The organism is Streptomyces sp. AN091965 (assembly GCF_022698285.1).
GTDB lineage: Bacteria > Actinomycetota > Actinomycetes > Streptomycetales > Streptomycetaceae > Streptomyces.
Genome location: NZ_JALDMY010000001.1, coordinates 4,081,185 through 4,105,973, shown reverse-complemented (window position 1 = coordinate 4,105,973; position 24,789 = coordinate 4,081,185). Strand labels below are relative to the sequence as shown.

Genomic DNA, 24,789 nt, shown 5'->3' with positions numbered 1-24,789 from the left:
CTAGGAGGGGGCCTGCTCGCCGGGGGTCTCCTTGGTGGCGGCCCCCTTGGCGGGGTCCCCGCCGAGCAGCGTGAGCAGCAGCGCGCAGCCCGCGGCTGCCACCGGCACGGCGTAGCCGGTGGTGGCGCCCAGGTGCTCCACGGTCCAGCCGCTGGCCGCCGCGCCGCAGGCGATGCCCCCGAGGAGGCCGGTCACGGCGAGGGTCATGCCCTCGTTCGTCCGCCCCTCGGGGGTGAGCCGCTGGACCAGCGTCATGCCGGTCACCATCGTCGGCGCGGTGGCCATCCCGGCGCACAGCAGCGCCCCGGCGAGGACGACGAGCGAGCCGGTGGCGGTGGCCGCGAGCAGCGGCAGACCCATCAGGGCCGCCATCGCCGCCGCGCACAGCAGCCTGCGGCGGTGCAGCGGGCCGCGCGGCCGCACCGCGCCGAAGACGAGCCCCGCGGCGCACGAACCCGCCGCCTGGAGGGCCAGGACGGCGCCCGCGGCCGCCTTGTGGCCCCGCTCGTCGGCGTAGGCGATGGTGACGACCTCCATGGCGCCGAAGACCGCGCCGGTGGCCAGGAAGACGACGAGCAGCGCGGGCATCCCCCGTGCGCGCAGGGGCGATGCCGCCCTCGCGGCGGCGTCCGGGCGCCCGTGGGGCGGCGGTTCCGTCGCGCGCTGGGCGGCGAAGAGCAGCACGCCGGTCAGGAGCAGCGCGGCGGCCACGAGGGTGCCCGCCTCCGGGAAGAACGCCCCGCACAGGAAGGCCGCGAGCACCGGGCCGAGCATGAAGCACAGCTCGTCCGCCGCCTGTTCGAAGGAGTTGGCGGTGTGCAGGGCGCGCGCGTCGCCCTTCAGGAGGTGGGCCCAGCGGGCGCGCGACATGCCGCCGGTGTTCGGGACCGTGGCCGTGGCGGCGTACGAGGCGAACAGGGTCCAGTCGGGGGCCCCGTAACGCACGCACAGCAGCAGGCAGAGCGAGCCGAGCACGGCGAACGCGGTGGCGGGCACGGCCACGCGCGCCTGTCCGTGGCGGTCGACGAGCCGCGCCGTCCAGGGCGCCACGACGGCGGTGGCCGCGAGCCCGGTGGCGGTGACAGCGCCCGCGAGCGCGTACGAACCGCGGGACCCGGCGATCATCGTCACTGCGCTCACGCTGAACATCCCCATGGGCAGCCGGGCGATGAGGTTGCCGGCGGTGAAGGCGGTGGCTCCGGGGGCGGCGAAGAGGCGGGCGTAGGGGTTGCGGCGGCGGCCCCGGTCCTCGGAGGTGCCGGGGGAGGGGGACGTGAGGGCCTCGGCGGCGGGGGACGCGGGAGAGCCGGGGGCGGTGGTGGATATGTCGGGGGAGTCGGAAGGGGCTTGCGGCATGGCTCCAGGCTGATCGCTGTCCCCAGGAGTGGTCCAACACCTACTGGAGGGCGATTAACGCGCCCGCGTTGTAAGTTCCCCGGATGGTCACCTCACCGCCCGGGGCATCCCGTGATGTGGAGCCGCGGCTGCTCCGCGCCTTCGTCGCCGTCGCCGAGGAACTGCACTTCACGCGGGCGGCCGCCCGCCTCTACGTCGCCCAGCAGGCGCTGAGCCGCGATGTGCGGCGCCTGGAGCGGGAGTTGGGCACGGACCTGTTCGCGCGCTCGACGCGGCAGGTCGCTCTGACGGCCGACGGCGAGCGGCTGCTGCCCCACGCCCGGCGGGTCCTGGCCGCGCAGGACGAGCTGACGGCCGCCTTCGCGCGCGGGAGCACGGCCGCCGCCCGCCCCCTGCTTGTCGACCTCAACAGCCCCGGCCTGGTCTTCGGCCGGATCCTGGAACGGGCCCGCGAACTGGCCCCGCACTGCGAGCTGATGGCCCGCTTCGAGAGCGGTCTGACGGGCGCGGCGGCCGAGATCGCGGCGGGCCGGATCGACGCGTCGTTCGGCCGGTACGCGGGGCTGTCCGCGGCCCTGCGCGCCGGGCTCGCGCAGCAGCCCGTACGGTACGAGCCGATGGCGGTGCTGCTCCCGGCCGGGCATCCGCTGGCGGCCCTGGAGGAGGTGCCGCTGGCCCGGCTCGCGGGCGAGCGCGTGTACGCGGGCGCGGGCAACGACCGCACCCTGGAGTGGACCGACCTGGCCGCACGCCTCTTCGCGGGCCGGGGCATCGAGGTCGCGCCGCCCGCCCCGCTGGCCGTCGGGCCCGAGGAGTTCGCGCGGATCATGGCCAAGCACCGCAACCCCGTGCTCGCCGTGGTCGGCTTCCCCGAGCTGCCCGGATGCGTGCTGCGGCCGCTCGTCGACCCGGTGCCGCTGTCCCCGGTGTCCCTGGTGTGGCGGCGCGGTCTCGACCACCCCGGTCTCGACGCGCTGCGGCGCGCGGCGGCCGAACTCGCCGCGGCGGAAGGCTGGCTGGTCAAGCCCACGAATGCGTGGATTCCAGACAACGATGCACTCATCATGGTGAGTTAAGACTGGCGGAAAAACACAGCTGTCCCCGGCGTGCGCTACATTCGTCGCCCGGGTGCGGTGTGATAGTAGGGGCGCTCGGGCCGGGTGGGGGCCCGGTCCGGACGGCGAGGCCCGGAGCGTCGTACGCGCACCCGCACCGGTCCATTGGGGGGTTGCGCGTGCGCGGCGAGAAGTGGCGGGAGAACACGCTGTCGAACGACCCGACGAGCGTGCTGACAGGCGATCTACCAGGCGATTCCCCGGCAGACCCGCGCGGTCGCCCGAGGGTGGAACCGCTGGGCCCCACCCTCGCGCCGGCGGGGTACGCGCACGACCCGCACGAGGTCACGGTCCAGATCGACGGTGTGGGGCGGCACTTGGCGGGGGAGTCTCCCGGTGGTGCCGGTGACACCCATGTCATGGGAACAGTTTCAGACACCACAGACATGGCCGACAGGCCGGTGTTCGTCGACGAGACAGGCCGCCGCGGCCGCAGATACCGCCGCATCGGCACCTTCGTCGGCCTGGCCTGCGCCGGGTACGCGGTCGTCATCGTCGCGACCCTCGCCTCCGGCAACTCCAGCGCGCCCTGGCTGCCCGTGCCCGACCCCGCGGACGAGAAGCCCGCGAGCAAGGTGGACACGCCGGACGGGCCGTCGGAATCCACGAGTTCGCCCGAAGCGGCCCCCTCGTCCGGGAGGACGCCCTCGCCCGGGCCCTCGCGGACGACGAGCGGTACGGCCCCGGAGCGGGTCGTCGTTCCCTCCGGCGGCCCCGGGGCGGCCGCGCCCTCCAAGGCCCGTGACGACGGCGGCGAGCCGGGCGGCCCCGCGGCACCGGCCCCGACCCGCCGCGGCGAGCGGCCCGCCCCCCGCCCGACGGACGGCGGCGGAGCCCCCGCCCCGGCCCCCACGAGCGACCCCGAACCCCCGGCCCCCGAGCCGACACAGGACCCCGAGCCCCCTGCCGCCCCGTCCGCCCCGTCACCCGAGGCCGAGGCCGAGAGCGGGAGTGGGAGCGGGAGCGGGAATGGCGGCGACGGCGACGGTGACGGCGCGGAAGCGGGCGGCGCGCAGGCGGGCGGCGAGGCCTCCTCCGGGGCCGAGCCCGTGACCGGCGCGGGCGCCACCCCACCCCAGGAGGCCCAGCCATGACCTCCCGCTCCGGCGGCCGCGGTGCGGCCCACCGCGCCGAACGCGCCCCCGCCCGCGCGGGCCGCCGCCTCCCCATGCGCTATCTCCTGCCCAGCCTCCTGCTCGTGGCCCTTGTCGCGATGCTGCTGCTCCGCGGGTACGTGCACAGCGAGATCCTCGCCGACCACCGCGTCCGCCCGCCCGCCGCCACCGACCACGTCCCCCGGGAGATCCTGCGGGGCGGCCCGGTCATCGACACGCGCGGGGACCGCCAGAAGACCCTGCGCGTGCCCGACCACCACGTCGTGCTGACCTTCGACGACGGCCCCGACCCCCAGTGGACCCCGAAGGTCCTCGACGTCCTGGCCGAACACGACGCGCACGGCGTCTTCTTCGTCACCGGCACGATGGCCTCGCGCCACCCCGGCCTGGTCGCGCGGATGGTCCGCGAGGGCCACGAGGTCGGCCTGCACACCTTCAACCACCCCGACCTGTCGTACCAGTCGAAGGGCCGCATCGACCGGGAGCTGTCCCAGAACCAGCTGGCGCTCGCGGGCGCCGCGGGCATCCGAACCTCGCTCTTCCGCCCGCCGTACTCCTCCTTCGCCGACGCCATGGACAACGCGTCGTGGCCGGTCGCGCGGCACGTCGGAAGCCGTGGCTATCTGACCGTCGTCAACGACACCGACAGCGAGGACTGGAAGCGCCCCGGCGTCGACGAGATCGTCCGCCGCGCGACCCCCGCGGACGGCAAGGGCGCCATCGTCCTCATGCACGACTCGGGCGGCGACCGCTCGCAGACGGTGGCGGCGCTCGGCCGCCTCCTGCCGAAGCTCCAGCGCGAGGGCTACGCGTTCACCAACCTCACCGAGGCCCTGCACGCCCCCAGCGCCCACGCCCAGGCGCGCGGCCTCGCGCTCTGGCAGGGCCGGATCTGGATCGCCCTGGTCACCGCGTCCGAGTACGTCACGGACATCCTGGTCGTGGGCCTCGCCGTGATCGGCTTCCTGGTCCTCGGCCGGTTCGCCCTGATGCTGGTGCTCTCCGCGATCCACACCCGTCGCGTCCGCAAACGCGGCTTCCGGTGGGGCGCGCCCGTGACGGAGCCGGTCTCGGTGCTCGTGCCCGCGTACAACGAGGCGAAGTGCATCGAGAACACCGTCCGCTCCCTCATGGCGAGCGACCACCCCATCGAGGTCGTCGTCGTCGACGACGGCTCGTCGGACGGCACCGCCCGCATCGTCGAGGATCTCGGCCTGCCGGACGTACGCGTCGTGCGCCAGCACAACGCGGGCAAGCCCGCGGCGCTCAACCGGGGTCTGGCCAACGCGCGCCACGACCTCGTCGTGATGATGGACGGCGACACCGTCTTCGAGGCGTCGACCGTACGGGAGCTGGTGCAGCCCTTCGGCGACCCGCGCGTGGGCGCGGTGGCGGGCAACGCGAAGGTCGGCAACAGGGACTCGCTCATCGGAGCCTGGCAGCACATCGAGTACGTGATGGGCTTCAACCTCGACCGCCGCATGTACGACGTGCTGCGCTGCATGCCGACCATCCCCGGGGCCGTCGGCGCCTTCCGCCGCTCCGCCCTGGAGCGGGTCGGCGGCATGAGCGACGACACGCTCGCCGAGGACACCGACATCACGATGGCCCTGCACCGCGACGGCTGGCGCGTCGTGTACGCGGAGAGGGCCCGCGCGTGGACCGAGGCCCCCGAGACCGTCCGCCAGCTGTGGTCCCAGCGCTACCGCTGGTCGTACGGCACGATGCAGGCGATCTGGAAGCACCGGCGCGCGCTCGTCGACTCCGGCCCCTCGGGCCGCTTCGGCCGGGTCGGCCTGCCCCTGGTCTCCCTTTTCATGGTCCTGGCCCCGCTCCTCGCCCCGCTGATCGACGTCTTCCTCCTCTACGGCCTGGTCTTCGGCCCCACCCAGAAGACGGTCGCGGCCTGGCTCGGCGTCCTCGCCGTCCAGGCGGTGTGCGCGGCGTACGCCTTCCGCCTCGACCGCGAGCCCATGACCCACCTCATCTCGCTGCCGCTCCAGCAGGTCCTCTACCGGCAGTTGATGTACGTCGTCCTGCTCCAGTCCTGGATCACCGCCCTCACCGGCGGGCGGCTGCGCTGGCAGAAGCTCCGCCGCACGGGCGTGGTGGAGGCGCCGGGCGCGCCGCCGCGGCGGTGGCGGGGCGGCGCGGAAGGGGGGTCGGTGGCATGACCCACCCCACGCGCGTGGGGGAGCCTCCCGTGCGGGAAGCCCCCTCGGCCCCGGCCCCCCGGGACCGCTACCTCGACCTGCTGCGTTCCCTCGCCCTGGTCCGCGTCGTCGTCTACCACCTCTTCGGCTGGGCCTGGCTGACGATCCTGTTCCCCTCGATGGGCGTCATGTTCGCGCTCGCGGGCTCCTTGACGGCCCGCTCCCTGAAGCGGCCGGCGCGGCAGGTCATCGCGTCCCGCCTGCGCCGCCTGCTGCCGCCCCTGTGGCTGTTCGGCGCGGTCGCGCTGTTCCTGCTCTTCGCGGCGGGCTGGAAGCCGGGCGACGACCCCGACCACGGCGGCACCTGGGGCCTGCTGAGCCTCGCCGGCTACGTCCTGCCGGTCGGCGCGCCGCCCTTCCCCTGGCACCTGGGCGACAAGGCGGGCCTCCTGGAGGACACCTGGGCCGTGCAGGCGGTCGGCCCGCTCTGGTACCTCCGCGCGTACCTGTGGTTCGTCCTCGCCTCCCCCCTGCTGCTGCGGGCCTTTCGCCGCGCCCCCTGGCCGACGCTCCTCGCCCCCCTGGCCCTCACGGCCCTGCTGTCCACGGACCTCGTCCGCATCCCCGGCGAAACGGGCAACGCCGTCTCCGACTTCGCGGTCTACGGAGGCTGCTGGATCCTCGGCTTCGCCCACCAGGAGGGCGTCCTCGCGCGCGTCCCGCGCTATCTGGCCGTCTCCCTCGCCGCCCTCGCCATGGCCTTCGGCCTGTGGTGGGCCTCCGGCCACCTCGGCCCCGACGGCTGGGACCTCAACGACATCCCCCTCGCCCAGGCCACCTGGTCCCTGGGCTTCGTCGTCGTCCTTCTCGTCTACTCCCCCGCCTGGCACCGACTCCCCGGCCGCCTGGCCAGGTGGGACGGACTCATCACCCTCTCGAACAACCGCGCCGTCACGATCTATCTCTGGCACAACCTCTTGATCATGGCGACGGTCCCACTGATCGACATGGCGTACGACGTCCCGTTCATGACCGAGCGGACGATGGCGGCGCTCGACTCGACGTACACGATGTGGATGTTCATGCTGGTGTGGCCGCTGATCGGAGTGATGGTGCTGGCTGTGGGCTGGGTGGAGGACCTGGCCGCGCGACGCAGCCCGCGGGTGTGGCCGGACGGTGCCCCGAAGCGGCGCCGCGGGGGGCGTCCCGCCAAGGGGGCGTGACCCGGGCTCCCGCGTTCTGCGACCGTTCCGCAACAACCCCCGCCGCGCGGCGGGGGTATGCCCCCATGTGCCCCCGTCCTCGGCAAACCTCACCGTCGCGCGCCGCTTTGCCCGTGGATAGCGTGGGTTCACTCAAGTGAACCCACGTCCCATGGGAGCTGACTGTGAACCGCCGACCCACACTGCTCGCTGCCGCGTCTCTGACCGCTGCCGCAGTCCTGTCACTCTCCGCCTGCGGCGGCGGAGACGGCGGCTCCAAGAACGACGACGAGATCGAGGGCGCGAGCAACGGCAAGCCCGACCACGCGACCTCGTCACCGAAGGCACCGGCCAACGCGATAGACCGCCCGCGGATCGAGCTGCCCAAGGACGTGAAGAACGTCTTCGAGGGCGGGCGAACGGGTGATGCGAAGAAGGACGCGATCCTTGCGGACAGCGAGCGGCGCATCGACTCCCTCGATGAGGCGATCACGGTCAACGCCAAGGAGCACCCGGCGCTGAAGTTCTACTCGGCGGGGGATGCCCTGGTGTCGGCGGCCACGTACATCAAGAGCTTCTATGACGAGGGCAGGTCGTTCGTCGGCACGACGCGCTATTACCAGCGAAACGTCACCATCCTCAAGAAGGGAACCGCCGCGGTGACCTATTGCATGGACTCGAGCAAGACGTATCCCCTGGATCGCAAGACCAAGAAGGTGGACAGGTCCATCCCGGCCTCGGACAAGGATTACGCGTTCTTCAACACGAGGTTGGAGAAGAACGCCGAGGGGGTCTGGCAGACGACTTCGGTCACGTCCATCGAGGCGGCGAAGCAATGCCTGTGAGCCGACTGGTGATTCGGTGCGCGCTCGTACCGGTGCTCGCGCTGGCCGTGGTGGTGCACGGCAACGCTTACGCGAGCGGCGGCAAGGGCGGCGGCAAGCCGATCGAGGGCAGCGGCAAGGGTGGCAAGAACGGCGGCACCATCTTTGCGCGGACGAAGATTCAGACGACGACCAACGGCAGCTCGCGTTCCACGAAGACCGGCACGCTCACTCCTGCCGACAGCAACTGGACGCCGCCCGCCTGCTGGTACGAGCCCGCTTTCTCGCCGAAGCAGCTCGAGTCCACGGTGAAGGCGCTGCGCAGCCTGGACTCGCTGCCGTTCATCGGGGGCATCGGGAGCGTTCTCGGAGACGCTCTGGACAAGCGCTACAAGGACGGCGAGTACAAGGACTACAACCTGGACAAGCAGGGCAAGGGGATGTTCTGGGCGGCGGTGAAGAACGAGAATCGCCTCGACGATCCGAAGGTGAACTCCTGCAACAAGCCGCCCTTCTGGGTCGACGAGAAGGAGACCCCTGACGAGCCCCTTGCCGTCACCCCGAGAATTCTCGCGGAGTACGCCTACGACGAACTCCCCATCCCCGGCACCGAGATCACCATGGCCCCCGAAGGTGAGACCAAAGTGAATCTGCCGACCTGGGTCTGGTTGGACAAGGGGAAGTTCAAGGAGGTGTCGGTCACGGCGAGTCTGCCGGGGACGGGGCTTTCGGCCACGACGACGGCGAAGCCCGTTTCGTTGCGGATCGAGCCCGGGACGAAGGATGCCGAGACCTACCCCGGCTCGGCGGAGTGCGCCGTGGTGAAGGGGCGGATCGGTGAGCCCTGGGCGAAGGGCAGGAGCGAGGAGACGCCGCCGTGCGGCGTGAAGTACCTGCGGTCCTCGGGGGACGGTACGTACGGCCTGAAGGCCACGGTCACCTGGAAGATCAGCTGGACGAGCACCACGGAGAAGGGCGACGACCTGCCGGACGGCGAGTTCGGCGCGGGGCAGGACGTCGTGGTCAAGGAGATCCAGTCCGTGAACCGCTGACGCGGCGGCCGCCCCGGGGGCCGCGCAGGCGCCCCCGGCTCCGGTCCGGGCGGGCATCCGGCGGCCCAGGCCCGCCCCCTCACCACCCCCCACCCCCCGTAGTGAGCCCAACGTTCCCCCGTGGTCATCCCTCGGCACAGGGCTGAAACGCGTCGTCCCTACCTTCGGGGGCACCGTCGTTGGCCGGGGAGGCTGGGCATGAGGAGCAGGTGGATCGCGCGGTGGGAGCCGGAGGACGCGGAGTTCTGGGCGCGGGAGGGGGAGCGGGTCGCCCGGCGGAACCTGGCGTTCTCGGTGCTTTCGGAGCACGTGGGGTTCTCGGTGTGGACCCTGTGGTCGGTCATGGTGCTGTTCATGGGGCCGGAGTACGGCATCGACCCGGCGGGGAAGTTCTTCCTCGTGTCGATGGCGACGCTCGTGGGCGCCGTCGTGCGCGTGCCGTACACCTTCGCCGTGGCCCGGTTCGGGGGACGGAACTGGACGGTCATCGCGGCGGGCCTGCTCCTGTTGCCCACCGTGGCCGCGTTCGTCGTCATGGAGCCCGGCACGTCGTACGGCACGTTCATGGCGTGTGCGCTGCTCACCGGCATCGGCGGGGGGAACTTCGCCTCGTCCATGACGAACATCAACTCCTTCTTCCCGCTGCGCAAGAAGGGCTGGGCCCTCGGCCTCAACGCGGGCGGCGGCAACATCGGCGTGCCCGTGGTGCAGCTGGTCGCGCTCGCCGTCATCGGCGCCGGTGGCGGGCCGCGGCTGCTGCTCGGCGTCTACATCCCGCTGGTCGTCGTCTCCGCCGTCTGCGCCGCGCTGTTCATGGACAACATCGCCTCCGTGCGCAACGACACGGGGGCCGTGCGGGCGGCCGCGCGCGACCCGCACACCTGGATCATGGCGTTCCTGTACGTGGGGACCTTCGGGTCGTTCATCGGCTACAGCTTCGCCTTCGGCCTCGTGCTCCAGACCCAGTTCGGACGCACCCCGCTGGAGGCCGCGCAGCTCACCTTCGTCGGGCCGCTGCTCGGCTCGCTCGTGCGCCCCGTGGGCGGGCGGCTCGCCGACCGCTACGGCGGGGCCCGGATCACGCTGGGGACCTTCGTCGCCATGGCGGCGGCCACCGGCGTCGTCGTGCTGGCCTCCGAGCGGGCGTCGCTCGGGCTCTTCACCGGCGCGTTCGTGGTGCTCTTCGTGCTCAGCGGCCTCGGCAACGGCTCCACGTACAAGATGATCCCGGGCATCTTCCAGGCCAAGGCCCTGCGCGAGGGGCTCACCGGGGACGACGCCGACCGGTACGGGCGGCGGCTCTCGGGCGCTGCCATGGGGCTCATCGGGGCCGTCGGCGCGCTCGGCGGGCTCGGGATCAACCTCGCCTTCCGGCAGTCGTTCCTGAGCGTCGGCTCGGGGACCGGGGCCTACGTCTCCTTCCTCGCGTTCTACGCCCTGTGCTTCGGGGTCACCTGGGCCGTGTACCTGCGCGGGCCCGCGGCCCGTACGCGGTCCGTGGCCGCCGCGGGCGCCGAGCGGAGGCCGTCGTACGCCGAGGTGTGACGTAACACGGCGGACATCGGGGTGATCCAGGCCCGTCACCGGGCGTTGGCAGGCTCGATGGCCCGTGGACCTGCGGAGACTGCCACGACAGGGCGGCGGGGCGACGGGCCACTACGACGAGCGGGACGCCAGACATGAACGTGATCCACGACCACGGTCCCCTCGCCGGGTTCACCGTCGGCGTCACCGCCGCCCGCCGGGCCGACGAGCTCGGCGCGCTGCTCCAGCGCCGCGGCGCCACCGTGCTGCACGCGCCCGCGCTCCGCATCCTGCCGCTGTCCGACGACGGGCGGCTCCTCGCCGCCACCAAGGAGCTGATCGACCACGCCCCTGACGTGGTCGTCGCCACCACCGCCATCGGCTTCCGCGGCTGGGTGGAGGCCGCCGACGGCTGGGGCCACGGCGAGGCGCTCCTCGCGCGGCTGCGCGGGGTGGAACTGCTCGCGCGGGGGCCGAAGGTGAAGGGCGCCGTGCGGGCGGCGGGGCTCGTCGAGCACTGGTCGCCGTCGTCGGAGTCGATGGCGGAGGTCCTGGACCGGCTGCTCGCCGAGGGCGTCGCGGGGCGGCGCGTCGCGCTCCAGCTGCACGGCGAGCCGCTGCCCGGGTTCGTGGAGGCACTGCGGGCCGGGGGAGCGGACGTCGTCCTCGTACCGGTGTACCGGTGGCTGCCGCCCGCCGACCTCGCGCCCGTGGACCGGCTGCTCGACGCGGCCGTGGCGCGCGGCGTCGACGCGCTCACGTTCACCAGCGCGCCCGCCGCCGCCTCGCTGCTCGCGCGGGCCGAGGACCGGGGGATGGCGGGGGAGCTGCGCGCCGCCCTGGCGCACGACGTGCTCGCGGCCTGCGTGGGCCCGGTGACCGCGCTGCCGCTCCAGGGCCTGGGCGTGGACACCGTCCAGCCGGAACGGTTCAGGCTCGGTCCCCTCGTCCAGCTGCTGTGCCAGGAACTGCCCGCGCGGGCACGGGCGTTGCCGGTCGCCGGGCACCGCGTGGAGATCCGCGGGCACGCGGTCCTCGTGGACGGCGAGCTGCGGGCCGTGCCGCCCGCGGGGATGGCGCTGCTGCGCTCGCTGGCGCGGCGGCCCGGGTGGGTGGTCGCGCGCGCCGAGCTGCTGCGGGCGCTGCCCGGCGCGGGCCGCGACGAGCACGCCGTCGAGACCGCGATGGCCCGGCTGCGCACGGCACTCGGCGTGCCCCGGCTCATCCAGACGGTCGTCAAGCGGGGCTACCGGCTCGCGCTCGACCCGGCCTCCGGGTCCAAGTACGGGGCCTGAGGGCCCCGGCCCTGCGCGCCCAGGAGCCTGCCGCGCAGCACGAGCGCCCGGCCGAGCAGGCCGAACGCGAGCGTGCACAGGGCCGCCCGCACGATGTTCCACGCCACCCACGGGCCCTCGAAGTCCGCGCGCACGGCGGCCGGGTCGGCGATCCGCGCCGGGTCGCCCGCCGCGGCGAGGTCGTCGTTCAGGGGCACGTTCACCACGGCGGTGAGCACGAAGGCGAGCGCGTACGCGGCCAGGGCGCCGAACACCCACCACCGCAGCGGCGTGCGCCGCAGCCGCCACGCGGCGAGCCCGGTGCTCAACAGCGCCCCGAAGAAGCCGAAGAAGAACACCGGGTTCTGGATGACGTCGTTGATGTGCTGCATGACCTCGATGTACGCGCGGTCCGAGCTGCGCGCGAGGCCGGGCATCACCGCGCACGCGAAGACGTAGAAGGATCCGGCCATCAGGCCCGTGGTGAGCGCTGCCGCGCCCAGGGCGACGCCGCTGGTGGGCCGGTCGGTGCGGGGAGTGCCGTTGTTCGTCATGCCGTCGAGTCAAGCCGCGCGCCGCCGCCGGGGCCATGGCCGACGAGCGCGGGGGCATAAGCGTGCGTCTCCCGTCTCCGGGACGCCCGTCTTGCCACGAGGGCGTCCGCTCGCGGTGGCAGGGGTTCCAGAGCCGCCCCGGGACGGGCACTGTAGGAGTACGGACGGGCGTACGGACGGCACGCGCGCGCACGTCGGCACGGACCGGACCGGCCCCCGAACTCACCGGCGACCCCGAGGCGGTGACACCCGCATGGCGTTGAGTGCGGCCCCCCAGGAGGCCCCGCACAAGCCCCCGGACAAGGCTCCGTACCAGCCTCCGGACAAGGCGACGTACCAGGCTCCGTACACACCCCCGCACAAACCCCCGCACAAGGTCGCGTACGGCGAGCTGCGCTTCGACTCCGGACGGATCTGCCTCGACCTCCTCGCGACGGACCACCCCGTGGAGCGGCTCGACGACGTGGACCGGCTGGGCGCCTGGCTGGCCGGGGCGGGCCTGCTCCCGCCGGGCACGCCGCTGCCGGACGCCGACCAGGCCTGGCTCGCCGGGTTCCGCGAACTGCGCGGGCACATCGGCCGGTTGGTCGGCGGCGAGCTGGCGGGACGGCCCGCCGACGCCTCCCTCGCCCGGGTGAACGCGCTGGCCGCCGCGGCCCCGCCCGCGCCGTGCGCCGTCCGGCACGCCGACGGCAGCCTCGTCCGCGCGCTGCACGGCACCCCGGGGCGCGCCGCGCTGCTCGCGGCCGTCGCCCGGGACGCCGTCGAACTGCTCACCGACCCGGTGGCGCGCTCGCTGCTGCGCCGGTGCGAGGGCGACAGCTGCCCGCTGGTCTACCTCGACACGTCACGGGGGCACCGCCGCCGCTGGTGCTCCAGCGAGGTGTGCGGCAACCGGGAGCGGGTGGCCCGGCACCGGCGGCGGGCGGCGGGACTCGCGCCCGCGTGAGCGAGGAAAACCTCGCCGCTGCCTGAACACATCCCCCGCTCTGTCCGTACGTCCCTGATGACCAGCCAGCGCGTGGTTCGGCAGCGCCCCGAAGGGGCGCGCGAACTGTGCGACCAGCTCAAGTCGGCCCGCAGACAAACGGCGACTCAGCGAAGCGCCCGGCGCCAGCCGGGCCGAAGCGCGGACAGCGGAGGCAGACGTGCGCAAGGATTCCGCCGTGGCCGATGAACGCCCGCACCGACATCGTGCGGCGCCCGCGCCGGAGCCGGACGAGGAGTTGATGCGCGCGCTGTACCGCGAGCACGCCGGTCCGCTTCTCGCCTATGTGCTCCGGCTCGTGGCGGGAGACCGGCAGCGCGCCGAGGATGTCGTGCAGGAGACGCTCATCCGTGCCTGGAAGAACGCCGGTCAGCTCAACCGTGCGACCGGTTCGGTACGCCCCTGGCTGGTGACGGTCGCACGCCGCATCGTCATCGACGGCCACCGCAGCCGGCAGGCCCGGCCGCAGGAGGTCGACCCGTCGCCGCTGGAGGTCATCCCCGCGGAGGACGAGATCGATAAGGCGCTGTGGCTGATGACGCTGTCGGACGCGCTGGAGGACCTGACTCCCGCGCACCGGGAGGTACTTGTCGAGACCTACTTCAAAGGGCGTACGGTCAATGAGGCGGCCGAGACGCTGGGCATACCCAGTGGGACGGTGCGCTCGCGGGTCTTCTACGCGCTGCGCTCGATGAAGCTGGCTCTGGAGGAGCGGGGGGTGACGGCATGAGTACGCCGTACGACGCACACGGCCGTGACCACGGGGGCCACGACCCGCGGGGCCCCGGCGCGGTCCACGAGACCGTCGGCGCCTACGCCCTCGGCATCCTGGACGACGCGGAGGCCACCGAGTTCGAGGCGCACCTGGCGGGCTGCGAGATCTGCGCCCGGCAGCTGGAGGAGTTCGCCGGCATGGAGCCGATGCTGGCCGCCCTGGCGGACCTCCCCGGGGCGCAAGAGGCACAAGGGGCCCGAGGGGCACAAGGGATGCCCGGGTCGCCCGGCGCGCCCGAGGCTCCGGACGCGGCCGTGCCCCGCCCGCGCGGACTGCCCGCCGTCGGCGAGCAGCTCGCCGCCCGGCCGGGCCCGCGCCTGGCCGAACGCCTCGTGGACGAGGTCGCGGAGCGGCGCGCGCGGCGGCGCAGGCGCGGTCTGTTCCTGGCCGCGGCGGCGGCCGCGCTGATCGTCGGCGGGCCGCTCGCGGTCGTCGCGGTGGACGGCGACGACGGCTCGAAGGGGCAGGTGGCGATCGACCCGCACCCGACCTCGCCCGCCGAGGACGCCTTCTTCCACCACATGGAGGAGAAGAAGTCCGCCACCGACCCGAAGACCGAGGTCACCGCCACGGTCGGCACCGAGAGGAAGGCCTGGGGCACCCACACGGTCCTGGAGTTGAAGAACGTCAAGGGCCCGCTCAAGTGCTCCCTCGTCGCCGTCGGCAAGGACGGCAAGCGCGAGACCGTCTCGTCCTGGTCGGTGCCCAAGTGGGGCTACGGCATCAAGGACAGCTCGAACAAGTGGGCCCGCAACCCGCTGTACGTGCACGGCGGCGCCGCCTTCGACCGCGACGACATCGACCGCTTCGAGGTCACCACGTTCGGCGGCGAACGCCTCGTGTCGGTGGACGTCTGAGGCCCCGAAGACCCCCGCCACCGCCCTGACCAGCGAAGCCCCGGGTCACGGCCCGGCGACGGACGGCGCATGAGACTGCACAAGCGGGGCCCCTTTCGCGTACGGTGGACGGCTGCTCAGTACGAGCAGCAGCACGTCAGGAAAGGGGCCCCGGTGGCCGACGTACGCGACCGCGAGATCAGCGTCGAACAGGAACACCTCGACCAGGTCTACCGCCGCCTGGAGGAGAAGATCCACGAGGCCGAGTTTCTGATGAACGACGCCGCCCAGCGTTCTCAGGTCGGTACGCCGGGCGCGCTCGCCGAGCGCGACGCGCAGGTCTTCCGCGCGGGCATCCACCTCAACCGTCTCAACAACGAGTTCGAGGACTTCCTCTTCGGCCGCATCGACCTGCTCCTCGGCAAGGACGGCAAGAAGGGCCCGGACGGCGCCTACACGGCGGTCGAACCCGCCGAGGGCGTGGTCCGCCAGGACGCGTCGGGGCCGTGCGCGGACATCGCCGAGACCCTGCACATCGGCCGCATCGGCGTCCTCGACGCGGACTACTCGCCGCTGGTCATCGACTGGCGCGCGCCCGCCGCCGCGCCCTTCTACCGCTCCACCCCGGTGGACCCCGGCCGGGTCGTGCGCCGCCGCGTCATCCGCTCCAAGGGCCGCAAGGTGCTCGGCGTCGAGGACGACCTGATGCGCCCCGAGCTGACGGCGTACCTGGACGGCGATGCGCTGGCCGTCGTCGGCGACGGCGCGCTCATGGCCGCGCTCGGGCAGGCCCGCAGCCACACCATGCGCGACATCGTGGCGTCCATCCAGGCCGAGCAGGACCAGGTCATCCGCGCGCCCGCCGCGTCCGTGACGTACGTGGAGGGCGGCCCGGGCACCGGCAAGACGGCGGTCGCGCTGCACCGCGCCGCCTACCTGCTCTACCAGGACCGCCGGCGCTACTCGGGCGGCATCCTCATCGTCTCGCCGACGCCCCTCCTCGTCGCCTATACGGAGGGCGTCCTGCCGTCCCTGGGCGAGGAGGGCCAGGTCGCCATCCGCGCGGTCGGCTCCCTCGTCGACGGCGTGGACGCCACTGTCTACGACAGCCCGGCGGTGGCCCGCGTCAAGGGCTCGTCCCGGATGTTGAAGGTCCTGCGCAAGGCGGCCAGGGGCGCCCTGGAGACCCCGCCCGCCCCGCCGGAGGCCCCCGCCGCCGACGAGGACGCCCTGTTCCCCGTCCCGGCCGCGCCCGGCACCGCCGTCCCGGCCGCGCCCGGCACCGCCGTCCCGGCCGCGCCCGGCACCGCCGTCCCGGCCGCGCCCGGCACCGCCGTCCCGGCCGCGCCCGGCACCCCCACCCGCCTCCGCGTCGTGGCGTTCAACAGGCGCCTGGAGCTCGACGCCGAGGAACTCGCCCGCGTCAGACGCACCGCGCTCGGCGGCACCGCCCCCGTCAACCTGCTGCGCCCCCGGGCCCGCAAGCTCCTCCTGGACGCCCTCTGGGACAAGTCCGGCGCGGCCACCCGGCACAGCGACCCCGAACTCGCCGCCGAACTCCGCTCGTCGTTCGACGAGGACATCACCACCGAGGACGCCTTCATCGCGTTCCTGGACGCGTGGTGGCCCGTCCTCACGCCGCGCGGCGTGCTGAGCGCGATGGCCGACGAGAGGCGCCTCGGCCGCTGGGCGCGCCGGGTGCTCAACCCGGGCGAGGTCCGCAAGCTGGCCCGCTCCCTGCGCCGCGAGGCCTGCTCGGTGCACGACATCGCGCTCCTCGACGAGCTCCAGGCGGTCCTCGGCACCCCCGCGCGGCCGAAGAAGAAGCGCGACCTCGACCCGCTGGACCAGCTCACCGGGCTCGACGAGCTGATGCCGGTGCGCGAGGAGTCGCAGCGCGAGCGCGCCGAGCGGCTCGCCGCCGAGCGCACCGAGTACGCGCACGTCATCGTCGACGAGGCCCAGGACCTCACCCCGATGCAGTGGCGCATGGTGGGCCGCCGCGGGCGCCACGCGACCTGGACGGTGGTGGGCGACCCGGCGCAGTCCTCCTGGTCCGACCCGGACGAGGCCGCCGCGGCGCGCGACGAGGCGCTCGGCACCCGCCCGCGCCGCCGCTTCACGCTGACCGTCAACTACCGCAACCCCGCCGAGATCGCCGATCTCGCCGCCAAGGTCCTGGCCCTGGCCATGCCCGGCTCCGAGTCCCCGTCCGCCGTCCGCTCCACGGGGGTCGAGCCGCGCTTCGCCGTCGTACGGGGCAAGGACCTCGGCCGGTCCGTGCGCGAAGAGGCGGCCCGGCTGCTCGACGAGGTCGAGGGGACCGTCGGCGTCGTCGTCGCCATGCACCGCCGCGACCAGGCGGCCCGCTGGCTGGCCGGGCTCGGCGAGCGCGTCGTGGCGCTCGGCAGCCTGGAGGCCAAGGGCCTGGAGTACGACGCGACGGTCGTCGTGTCGCCCGCGGAGATCGCCGACGAGTCCCCGGCGGGCCTGCGCGTGCTGTACGTCGCGCTGACCCGTGCCACCCAGCAGCTCACGGTCCTGTCGGGCGAGCGCGACGAGCCGGACGCCGACGGCGTGCCGGACCTGCTCAGGGAATGACCCCCTGCTACGGGAATTGCCTTACGGGATTCGTTTGTTACCGTTGATGTGACACCGGCTCGATCCAAGCCCCCGGGCCCAACCTTCGTCGCTACGAGCGACCACTTGCCGCGAGGCGAGCATGGCGGGTCGGTGTCACTTCGCGTAGGAGAGGTCCACGTCACCCGGTGACGTGGACCTCTTTTCGTTTCCCCACACTTCTCGTATGGTGGAAACTGTTTTCCGAAATACATGTGAACAAAACGTTCTCAATCCGGGGCGGCTACCACGTACTCAGGGGTAGGTGCGACCATCGGACGGCAACAGCTACAAGGTGAAAGCAGAGGAAGTCCGCCATGGCAACGGCGCCCAGCGTCTCCTACTCGATGACGGTCAGGCTGGAGGTGCCCGCGAGCGGAACCGCGGTCTCCCAGCTCACCACGGCCGTGGAGTCCTCCGGCGGCTCCGTCACCGGCCTCGACGTCACGGCGTCCGGCCACGAGAAGCTGCGCATCGACGTCACGATCGCCGCGACGTCCACCGCGCACGCCGACGAGATCGTCGAGAAGCTGCGCGGCATCGAGGGCGTCACGCTCGGGAAGGTCTCCGACCGTACGTTCCTGATGCACCTCGGCGGCAAGATCGAGATGGCGTCCAAGCACCCCATCCGCAACCGCGACGACCTCTCCATGGTCTACACCCCGGGCGTGGCCCGCGTGTGCATGGCGATCGCCGAGAACCCCGAGGACGCCCGCCGCCTCACCATCAAGCGCAACTCCGTCGCGGTCGTCACGGACGGCTCGGCCGTCCTCGGCCTCGGCAACATCGGCCCCAAGGCCGCGCTGCCCGTCATGGAGGGCAAGGCCGCCCTCTTCAAGCGCTTCGCGGGCATCGACGCCTGGCCGATCTGCCTGGACACCCAGGACTCCGACGCGATCGTCGAGATCGTCAAGGCCATCGCCCCGGGCTTCGCGGGCATCAACCTGGAGGACATCTCCGCGCCCCGCTGCTTCGAGATCGAGGCCCGTCTTCGCGAGGCCCTCGACATCCCCGTCTTCCACGACGACCAGCACGGCACCGCGATCGTCGTGCTCGCCGCGCTGACCAACGCCCTGCGCGTGGTGGGCAAGAACATCGGTGACGTACGCGTCGTCATGTCCGGCGCCGGCGCGGCCGGTACGGCCATCCTGAAGCTGCTGCTCGCCGCGGGCGTCAAGCACGCCGTCGTCGCCGACATCCACGGCGTCGTGCACGCCGACCGCGCGGACCTGGTGGACGCCGCGGCCGATTCGCCGCTGCGCTGGATCGCCGACAACACCAACCCCGAGGGCGTCACCGGCAGCCTCAAGGAGGCCGTGCGCGGCGCCGACGTGTTCATCGGCGTCTCGGCGCCGAACGTGCTCGGCGGCGAGGACGTCGCGGCCATGGCCGACGGCGCCATCGTGTTCGCGCTCGCGAACCCGGACCCGGAGGTCGACCCGGCCATCGCCCGCCAGACGGCGGCGGTCGTGGCCACGGGCCGCTCGGACTTCCCGAACCAGATCAACAACGTCCTGGTCTTCCCCGGAGTCTTCCGCGGCCTGCTCGACGCCCAGTCGCGCACGGTCAACACCGAGATGATGCTGGCCGCGGCCACCGCCCTCGCGGACGTGGTGACCGAGGACGAGCTCAACCCGAACTACATCATCCCGAGCGTCTTCAACGACAAGGTCGCCGGAGCCGTCGCCGGGGCGGTGCGCACCGCCGCCAAGGCCGCGGGCGCGAGCGCGGCGGGCTGAGCCCCTCCCGCGGCCTGTGACAGGTGCCACGGCGCGTCGGCACGGCGCGTCGTGGAACACCGCCCTCAGCGGGCCTCTAGGGTGGCTGGGCGCGGACCTGCGGGTCCGTGCCGCCCTGACCAGGCCCGCACGGCCTGCGGCACGGCACCGGGACCGGACGGAGCGTCACCATTTCGAGGCACCTAGACGAAATGGGCGCTTTTCGTGTGACTCCCAGGGGTGCCGGATTGGCTTTCCCGCCGCAGGTGGGGGCAGGATGCGTCTCTGGGCGCGAGGGTCTGACCACGGACCCGGGTCCTGGGACTGACCGAGACCCTGGCAGCATCGGCTTCGCTGTTGCCTCACATGCGGCTCCGCCGCGTGGCACGCCTCAACGGCAAGAAGAACACGGGAGTACAAACATGAACCGCAGTGAGCTGGTGGCCGCGCTGGCCGACCGCGCCGAGGTGACCCGCAAGGACGCCGACGCCGTGCTGGCCGCGTTCGCCGAGACCGTCGGCGAGATCGTTGCCAAGGGCGACGAGAAGGTCACCATCCCCGGCTTCCTGACCTTCGAGCGCACCCACCGTGCCGCTCGCACCGCCCGCAACCCGCAGACCGGCGAGCCGATCAACATCCCGGCCGGTTACAGCGTCAAGGTCTCCGCGGGCAGCAAGCTCAAGGAAGCCGCCAAGGGCAAGTAAGTCCGTCTGCAGCCCTGAGGCTCATTCGGTACGCAGAAGGGGCGGCCACCTGGTTCAGGTGGCCGCCCCTTCGGCGTTGTGCGGTGGTGTTCTCGTCCGCGGCGCCGTCGCGGGCCGGGCGCGCGGTTCCCCGCGCCCCTTCGGGGTGCCTGGCTAGCCCAGCGCGGGCTCGCCGGGCAGCTCGACCTTCGCGCCGAGCGACACGAGCTTGTCCATGAAGTTCTCGTAGCCGCGGTTGATCAGGTCGATGCCGTGCACCCGGGACGTGCCCTGGGCGGCAAGGGCCGCGATCAGATACGAGAAGCCGCCGCGCAGGTCGGGGATGACCAGGTCGGCGCCCTGCAGCTTCGTGGGGCCGCTGACGACCGCGGAGTGCAGGAAGTTGCGCTGGCCGAAGCGGCAGTCGGAGCCGCCGAGGCACTCGCGGTAGAGCTGGATGTGGGCGCCCATCTGGTTCAGCGCCGAGGTGAAGCCGAGGCGGGACTCGTACACCGTCTCGTGGACGATGGACAGGCCCGTCGCCTGCGTCAGGGCGACGACGAGCGGCTGCTGCCAGTCGGTCTGGAAGCCGGGGTGGACGTCCGTCTCCAGGGCGATGGACTTCAGCTGGCCGCCGGGGTGCCAGAAGCGGATGCCCTCGTCGTCGATCTCGAAGGCGCCGCCGACCTTCCGGTACGTGTTCAGGAAGGTCATCATCGAGCGCTGCTGGGCGCCGCGGACGTAGATGTTGCCTTCGGTCGCCAGGGCCGCGGAAGCCCAGGAGGCGGCCTCCAGGCGGTCCGAGAGGGCGTGGTGGTTGTAGCCGCCGAGGCTGTCCACACCGGTGATCCGTATGGTCCGGTCCGTGTCCATGGCGATGATCGCGCCCATTTTCTGCAGGACGCAGATCAGGTCCTCGATCTCCGGCTCGACCGCGGCGTTGGAGAGCTCCGTCACACCCTCGGCGAGCACGGCGGTGAGCAGCACCTGCTCGGTGGCGCCCACGGAGGGGTACGGCAGGCGGATCTTGGTGCCGCGCAGGCGCTGCGGCGCCTCCAGGTACTGGCCGCCCTCGCGCTTCTCGATGGTCGCGCCGAACTGGCGGAGCACCTCGAAGTGGAAGTCGATGGGACGGCCGCCGATGTCACAGCCGCCGAGGCCCGGGATGAACGCGTGGCCGAGGCGGTGCAGGAGCGGGCCGCAGAACAGGATCGGAATCCGCGAGGAACCCGCGTGCGCGTCGATGTCGGCGACGTTCGCACTTTCCACATGCGAGGGGTCGAGCACCAGCTCGCCCGGCTCCTCGCCGGGGCGGACCGTCACGCCGTGCAGCTGCAGCAGGCCGCGTACGACACGGACGTCGCGGATGTCGGGAACGTTGCGCAGACGGCTCGGAGCGCTGCCGAGCAGCGCGGCGACCATGGCCTTGGGCACGAGGTTCTTCGCGCCGCGGACACGGATCTCGCCCTCCAGCGGGGTTCCGCCGTGGACAAGCAGTACGTCTTGGGTGCCGGTGACGGTCATGAATCTCGCGTTCCGAAGAGGTGGACGGGGGGATCAAAGGGAAAGCGTAATGGCCGCCCACCCCCTGTCCGTAGGCCCGAGGGGGCCCAAGCACGTCATGAGTCGGCTACAACACGAACCGTACGGAACCGGACGCTCAGGGTCACCTTTCCCGCGCGCCGCCCGAACCGCCCGCGTACGCCCTGAACTGGGCGCACTTCCGTGAGGCCATTGCCTCCCCGGACGAGCCCAAGATGCGGGATCATGTCTGGCATGACCGAGGTGTCCTCGCTCACAGGGCGGCTGCTCGTGGCCACGCCGGCCCTGTCGGACCCCAATTTCGACCGTGCGGTGGTGCTGCTCCTCGACCACGACGAGGAGGGCTCGCTGGGCGTGGTCCTCAACCGCCCGACCCCGGTGGGCGTCGGCGACATCCTGGAGGGCTGGGGCGAGCTCGCGGGCGCGCCCGGCGTCGTCTTCCAGGGCGGCCCGGTCTCCCTGGACTCGGCGCTCGGCGTCGCGGTGATCCCCGGTGACGAGGGGGCCCCCGCGCGCTCCCGGCGCCGCCCGGGCCGCGACGACCCCGTCGGCTTCCGGCGGGTGCACGGCGCGATCGGCCTGGTCGACCTGGAGGCCCCGCCGGAGCTGCTTGCCGCCGCGCTCGGCTCCCTGCGGATCTTCGCGGGGTACGCGGGCTGGGGTCCGGGCCAGCTGGAGGACGAACTGGTCGAGGGCGCGTGGTACGTGGTCGAGTCCGAGCCGGGCGACGTCTCCTCGCCCGACCCGGAGCGGCTGTGGCGCTCCGTGCTGCGGCGCCAGCGCAGCGAGCTCGCGATGGTGGCGACGTATCCGGACGACCCGTCGCTGAACTGACGTCCGGTCAGCCGGTCGCCGTCCGCAGATACCGGTCCGCCAGCGGGTGCGGATCCTGCGTCGGGACGGCCAGGTGGACGGTGACCGGGGGCGCGTTCTTCAGGCGTACGTAGCGCAGTCCGGAGTGGGCGTACCGGCGGGCGACCGGCTCCGGCGCGACGCCGACGCCGTGGTCCGCGGCGACGGCCTCCAGCCACTCGTCGACGTTGTCGGCGGTGCAGGCGAGGTCGGGACGGCGGCCCGCGGGCCACAGCTCGGGGCGGGTCGTGCCGGTGACGGTGTTCACCACCAGCGGGTACGCGGCCAGCTCCGTCCAGTCGACGACGCGGCGCCCCGCGAGTGCCCCGGAACCGCGGGCGAGCACGGCGACGCGCGGCTCGTCGAGCAGCTTCCGGCCCCGTACCCCTTCCGGCAGTTCACCGCGTACGACCGCCACGTCGCAGGCGCCCGACGTGAGCCCCGCCAGCGGCTCGTCGCGGCGCACCAGGCGCACGAGCGCCCCGGTCGCCTGCTTGAACGCGGTGGTGAGCGGCCCGCAGACCTCCGGGAGCATGGAGGTGAAGCCGAGCCGCAGCTCCGGCCGCCCGGCGCCCGGTGCGCGCAGCGCGGCGTCGAGGCGCGTGAGCAGCGGCGCGAGGTCGTCGCGCAGGCGGCGCCCGGCGTCGGTGAGGTCCACGTGGCGCGTGGTGCGGTCGACGAGGCGGGTGCCGACGGCCTCCTCAAGGGCCCGCACGGTCCGCGTGAGCGCGGGCTGCCCGATGCCGAGCGCGGCCGCCGCGTGCGTGAAGCTCAGCTCGTCGGCGACGGCGAGGAAGCCGCGCAGATGCCGTAGTTCCACGGCGTCGACGGTGCTCGAAGGATTCATGCCTGCCGAGCATAAGCGCACTCCACGGGCATTTCCCTGCCGATCCGGAGACTGCCTACGTTTCCGCACCGGACTACCCGCTACCTGAAGGGAGCTGATCGCCCGTGCGGAAGATCTGGCTGTTGATGCTGGGGGCCTTCACCTTGGGGCTCGACGCGTATGTGATGGCGGGCCTCCTGCCCGTGGTCGCGGACGACCTGGACACCACCGTGTCCCTCGCCGGGCAGATGGTCACCGTCTTCACACTGGCGTACGCGGTGAGCGCGCCGCTCGTCGCGGGCCTGTTCGCGGGCGCCCGGCCGCGCGTGCTGATCATCGCGGCGCTCGCCGTGTTCACGGTGGGCAACGCCCTGACCGCGCTCGCGCCCGGCCTCGCGGTGCTGCTCGTCGCCCGCGCCGTGGCGGGCGTGGGCGCCGGGGTGTACTCGGCGCTGTCCACGGCGGCCGCCGCCGCGCTCGCCGGGCCGGAGAAGCGCGGCCGGGCGCTCGCCCTGGTGATGGGCGGGATGAGCTCGGGCACGGTGCTCGGCGTGCCGCTGGGAGTGCTGCTCGCCGACCACACCTCGTGGCGCTCGACCATGTGGCTGGTGACGGGGCTCGGCGCGGCCGCCCTCGCGGGCCTCGCGGTGGGCCTGCCCGAGATCCCCGCGCCGCCCGCCGTGCCGGTGCGGGCGCGGCTCGGGGCGCTCACCGACCGGGCCGTGCTGCCCGTCGTGAGCGTGTCCTTCCTGGGGGCCGTGTCGAGCCTCGGCCTGTACACGTACCTCGCCCCGGTCCTGGACGCGGTGGGCGGCGTCGGCGAGGGCGAGGTGGCGCCGTACCTGTGGGCGTGGGGGATCGGCGGCGTGCTCGGCAGCGTGCTCGCGGGGCCGCTCGTGGACCGCACGGGCCGGGTGCTCGCCCTCGTGACGGGCGTGACGGCGCTCCTGGTCGTCTCGGAAGCCTCGCTTCCGCTCCTTGGGGCGGCGGCCTTCCCCGCGCTCGTGGTCTGGGGCGGTGCGGGCTGGGCCTTCCAGGTGCCGCAGCAGCACCGCCTGTTGGCGCTGAGCGCCGAGCGCGGCACGGTGGCCCTCGCCCTCAACAACTCCGCCCTCTACCTGGGCAGCGCGGTGGGCTCCGGCGTCGCGGGACTCGCCCTGTCGGCGGGCCTGGACGCGGGCGCGCTGCCGTGGGCCGCGGCCGGGGTCGCGGCCCTGGGCCTCGCCCTGCACCTGGTGACGGGGCGTCGCGCCCGCGGAGCCGACAGCCGCTGCCAGGACGCGCCGGGCGTGAGTACCCTTGGCACCTATGAGCACTCTTGAGCCCGAGCCCGAGCGCGGGGCAGGTACGGGGACCCTCGTAGAGCCGACGCCCCAGGTGTCGCACGGTGACGGCGACCACGAGCGCTATGCGCACTACGTCCAGAAGGACAAGATCATGGCGAGCGCGCTCGACGGGACCCCCGTCGTGGCGCTCTGCGGCAAGGTGTGGGTCCCCGGCCGCGACCCGAAGAAGTACCCCGTCTGTCCCATGTGCAAGGAGATCTACGAGTCCATGGGCGCCGGCGGCGACAAGGACAAGGGCGGCAAGGACGGCGGCAAGAAGTAGCCACCCGCCGACCCGGCCGACCACCGTGGGCCCCCGCCGCGCCTGAGGGCGTGCCGGGGGCCCGCGCATGTCCGGGACCGGCGCGGCGGCACGCCCGCTGAGGCACCCGGGCCCGTCCGGCTTCCGAGGCCCAAGAGCGCGGCGCCGACGGCCGTTCGAGGCCCGGGGGCCGG

Annotated in this window: 21 protein-coding genes; 17 read left to right on the top strand and 4 right to left on the bottom strand. The window is 73.2% G+C overall.

Annotation, left to right across the window (positions count from 1 at the left end):
• A complete protein-coding gene (locus MQV74_RS17220) occupies positions 1 to 1,356 on the bottom strand; it encodes an MFS transporter (RefSeq protein ID WP_242718647.1) in 1,356 nt (451 codons plus the stop codon).
• Between the two features lie 83 nt (positions 1,357 to 1,439).
• Between MQV74_RS17220 and MQV74_RS17215 the strand changes: the two genes are divergently transcribed.
• The 8 genes from MQV74_RS17215 (at position 1,440) to MQV74_RS17180 (ending at position 11,636) form a co-directional block, all read left to right on the top strand.
• Entirely contained in the window at positions 1,440 to 2,432 is a 993-nt protein-coding gene (locus MQV74_RS17215; protein WP_242718645.1) for a LysR family transcriptional regulator, read from the top strand.
• Between the two features lie 425 nt (positions 2,433 to 2,857).
• Complete coding sequence (locus MQV74_RS17210) at positions 2,858 to 3,565, top strand: hypothetical protein (protein WP_242718643.1); 708 nt, start codon at positions 2,858 to 2,860, stop codon at positions 3,563 to 3,565.
• The gene (locus MQV74_RS17205; RefSeq protein ID WP_374120634.1) at positions 3,562 to 5,760 is read left to right on the top strand and encodes a bifunctional polysaccharide deacetylase/glycosyltransferase family 2 protein; all 2,199 of its coding nucleotides are present in this window, start codon (positions 3,562 to 3,564) and stop codon (positions 5,758 to 5,760) included. Before MQV74_RS17210 ends, MQV74_RS17205 begins: the two co-directional genes overlap by 4 nt.
• Positions 5,757 to 6,962: an acyltransferase family protein gene (locus MQV74_RS17200; protein ID WP_242718641.1), complete on the top strand. Its 1,206-nt coding sequence runs from the start codon at positions 5,757 to 5,759 to the stop codon at positions 6,960 to 6,962. The genes MQV74_RS17205 and MQV74_RS17200 overlap by 4 nt, the downstream gene beginning before the upstream one ends.
• 164 nt (positions 6,963 to 7,126) lie before the next feature.
• Positions 7,127 to 7,786, top strand: a complete 660-nt coding sequence (locus tag MQV74_RS17195) for a hypothetical protein (protein WP_242718639.1) — start codon at positions 7,127 to 7,129, stop codon at positions 7,784 to 7,786.
• Positions 7,777 to 8,817 carry a hypothetical protein gene (locus tag MQV74_RS17190; protein WP_242718637.1) on the top strand — a complete coding sequence of 347 codons (1,041 nt, stop codon included), beginning with the start codon at positions 7,777 to 7,779 and terminating at the stop codon, positions 8,815 to 8,817. Before MQV74_RS17195 ends, MQV74_RS17190 begins: the two co-directional genes overlap by 10 nt.
• 198 nt (positions 8,818 to 9,015) lie before the next feature.
• Positions 9,016 to 10,362, top strand: a complete 1,347-nt coding sequence (locus MQV74_RS17185; RefSeq protein ID WP_242718635.1) for a nitrate/nitrite transporter — start codon at positions 9,016 to 9,018, stop codon at positions 10,360 to 10,362.
• A 134-nt stretch (positions 10,363 to 10,496) separates the two neighbouring features.
• Positions 10,497 to 11,636, top strand: a complete 1,140-nt coding sequence (locus MQV74_RS17180; RefSeq protein WP_242718633.1) for a uroporphyrinogen-III synthase — start codon at positions 10,497 to 10,499, stop codon at positions 11,634 to 11,636.
• On the opposite strand, the gene MQV74_RS17175 is transcribed toward MQV74_RS17180, so the two are convergent.
• Positions 11,588 to 12,169: an anthrone oxygenase family protein gene (locus MQV74_RS17175; protein ID WP_242718631.1), complete on the bottom strand. Its 582-nt coding sequence runs from the start codon at positions 12,167 to 12,169 to the stop codon at positions 11,588 to 11,590. The genes MQV74_RS17180 and MQV74_RS17175 overlap by 49 nt on opposite strands.
• Positions 12,170 to 12,422: 253 nt before the next feature.
• Between MQV74_RS17175 and MQV74_RS17170 the strand changes: the two genes are divergently transcribed.
• The 6 genes from MQV74_RS17170 to MQV74_RS17145 all read left to right on the top strand — a co-directional run bounded on the left by MQV74_RS17170 (position 12,423) and on the right by MQV74_RS17145 (position 19,809).
• Positions 12,423 to 13,118: a CGNR zinc finger domain-containing protein gene (locus tag MQV74_RS17170; RefSeq protein WP_242718629.1), complete on the top strand. Its 696-nt coding sequence runs from the start codon at positions 12,423 to 12,425 to the stop codon at positions 13,116 to 13,118.
• A gap of 199 nt (positions 13,119 to 13,317) precedes the next feature.
• Positions 13,318 to 13,887, top strand: coding sequence for a sigma-70 family RNA polymerase sigma factor (locus tag MQV74_RS17165; RefSeq protein WP_138959997.1), 570 nt, complete (start codon positions 13,318 to 13,320; stop codon positions 13,885 to 13,887).
• Entirely contained in the window at positions 13,884 to 14,789 is a 906-nt protein-coding gene (locus MQV74_RS17160; protein ID WP_242718627.1) for an anti-sigma factor family protein, read from the top strand. The genes MQV74_RS17165 and MQV74_RS17160 overlap by 4 nt, the downstream gene beginning before the upstream one ends.
• Positions 14,790 to 14,858: 69 nt before the next feature.
• Positions 14,859 to 17,369, top strand: a complete 2,511-nt coding sequence (locus MQV74_RS17155; RefSeq protein ID WP_242718625.1) for a HelD family protein — start codon at positions 14,859 to 14,861, stop codon at positions 17,367 to 17,369.
• Positions 17,370 to 17,704: 335 nt separating this feature from the next.
• On the top strand, positions 17,705 to 19,126 hold the full coding sequence (locus MQV74_RS17150; RefSeq protein WP_242718623.1) for an NAD-dependent malic enzyme: 1,422 nt from the start codon (positions 17,705 to 17,707) through the stop codon (positions 19,124 to 19,126).
• A 401-nt stretch (positions 19,127 to 19,527) separates the two neighbouring features.
• Positions 19,528 to 19,809, top strand: coding sequence for an HU family DNA-binding protein (locus MQV74_RS17145; protein ID WP_016645140.1), 282 nt, complete (start codon positions 19,528 to 19,530; stop codon positions 19,807 to 19,809).
• A 153-nt stretch (positions 19,810 to 19,962) separates the two neighbouring features.
• Here MQV74_RS17145 and murA read toward each other — a convergent pair whose 3' ends face one another.
• Positions 19,963 to 21,312: a UDP-N-acetylglucosamine 1-carboxyvinyltransferase gene (murA, locus tag MQV74_RS17140; RefSeq protein ID WP_138959993.1), complete on the bottom strand. Its 1,350-nt coding sequence runs from the start codon at positions 21,310 to 21,312 to the stop codon at positions 19,963 to 19,965.
• Between the two features lie 243 nt (positions 21,313 to 21,555).
• On the opposite strand from murA, the gene MQV74_RS17135 reads away from it, so the two are divergent.
• Positions 21,556 to 22,164, top strand: a complete 609-nt coding sequence (locus MQV74_RS17135) for a YqgE/AlgH family protein (protein WP_242718621.1) — start codon at positions 21,556 to 21,558, stop codon at positions 22,162 to 22,164.
• A gap of 7 nt (positions 22,165 to 22,171) precedes the next feature.
• Here MQV74_RS17135 and MQV74_RS17130 read toward each other — a convergent pair whose 3' ends face one another.
• Complete coding sequence (locus MQV74_RS17130; RefSeq protein ID WP_242718619.1) at positions 22,172 to 23,029, bottom strand: LysR family transcriptional regulator; 858 nt, start codon at positions 23,027 to 23,029, stop codon at positions 22,172 to 22,174.
• Positions 23,030 to 23,133: 104 nt separating this feature from the next.
• On the opposite strand from MQV74_RS17130, the gene MQV74_RS17125 reads away from it, so the two are divergent.
• Entirely contained in the window at positions 23,134 to 24,330 is a 1,197-nt protein-coding gene (locus tag MQV74_RS17125; protein WP_242718617.1) for an MFS transporter, read from the top strand.
• Positions 24,317 to 24,616, top strand: coding sequence for a DUF3039 domain-containing protein (locus MQV74_RS17120; protein ID WP_037825937.1), 300 nt, complete (start codon positions 24,317 to 24,319; stop codon positions 24,614 to 24,616). The genes MQV74_RS17125 and MQV74_RS17120 overlap by 14 nt, the downstream gene beginning before the upstream one ends.
• Positions 24,617 to 24,789 lie beyond the last annotated feature (173 nt).

Bases quoted from the DNA above. Each gene is read 5' to 3' on its own strand.
- MQV74_RS17220 (WP_242718647.1), bottom strand. From the start codon at position 1,356: ATGCCGCAAGCCCCTTCCGACTCCCCCGACATATCCACCACCGCCCCC.
- MQV74_RS17215 (WP_242718645.1), top strand. From the start codon at position 1,440: ATGGTCACCTCACCGCCCGGGGCATCCCGTGATGTGGAGCCGCGGCTG.
- MQV74_RS17210 (WP_242718643.1), top strand. From the start codon at position 2,858: ATGGCCGACAGGCCGGTGTTCGTCGACGAGACAGGCCGCCGCGGCCGC.
- MQV74_RS17205 (WP_374120634.1), top strand. From the start codon at position 3,562: ATGACCTCCCGCTCCGGCGGCCGCGGTGCGGCCCACCGCGCCGAACGC.
- MQV74_RS17200 (WP_242718641.1), top strand. From the start codon at position 5,757: ATGACCCACCCCACGCGCGTGGGGGAGCCTCCCGTGCGGGAAGCCCCC.
- MQV74_RS17190 (WP_242718637.1), top strand. From the start codon at position 7,777: ATGCCTGTGAGCCGACTGGTGATTCGGTGCGCGCTCGTACCGGTGCTC.
- MQV74_RS17185 (WP_242718635.1), top strand. From the start codon at position 9,016: ATGAGGAGCAGGTGGATCGCGCGGTGGGAGCCGGAGGACGCGGAGTTC.
- MQV74_RS17180 (WP_242718633.1), top strand. From the start codon at position 10,497: ATGAACGTGATCCACGACCACGGTCCCCTCGCCGGGTTCACCGTCGGC.
- MQV74_RS17175 (WP_242718631.1), bottom strand. From the start codon at position 12,169: ATGACGAACAACGGCACTCCCCGCACCGACCGGCCCACCAGCGGCGTC.
- MQV74_RS17170 (WP_242718629.1), top strand. From the start codon at position 12,423: ATGGCGTTGAGTGCGGCCCCCCAGGAGGCCCCGCACAAGCCCCCGGAC.
- MQV74_RS17160 (WP_242718627.1), top strand. From the start codon at position 13,884: ATGAGTACGCCGTACGACGCACACGGCCGTGACCACGGGGGCCACGAC.
- MQV74_RS17155 (WP_242718625.1), top strand. From the start codon at position 14,859: ATGAGACTGCACAAGCGGGGCCCCTTTCGCGTACGGTGGACGGCTGCT.
- MQV74_RS17150 (WP_242718623.1), top strand. From the start codon at position 17,705: ATGGCAACGGCGCCCAGCGTCTCCTACTCGATGACGGTCAGGCTGGAG.
- MQV74_RS17145 (WP_016645140.1), top strand. From the start codon at position 19,528: ATGAACCGCAGTGAGCTGGTGGCCGCGCTGGCCGACCGCGCCGAGGTG.
- murA (WP_138959993.1), bottom strand. From the start codon at position 21,312: ATGACCGTCACCGGCACCCAAGACGTACTGCTTGTCCACGGCGGAACC.
- MQV74_RS17135 (WP_242718621.1), top strand. From the start codon at position 21,556: ATGTCTGGCATGACCGAGGTGTCCTCGCTCACAGGGCGGCTGCTCGTG.
- MQV74_RS17130 (WP_242718619.1), bottom strand. From the start codon at position 23,029: ATGAATCCTTCGAGCACCGTCGACGCCGTGGAACTACGGCATCTGCGC.
- MQV74_RS17120 (WP_037825937.1), top strand. From the start codon at position 24,317: ATGAGCACTCTTGAGCCCGAGCCCGAGCGCGGGGCAGGTACGGGGACC.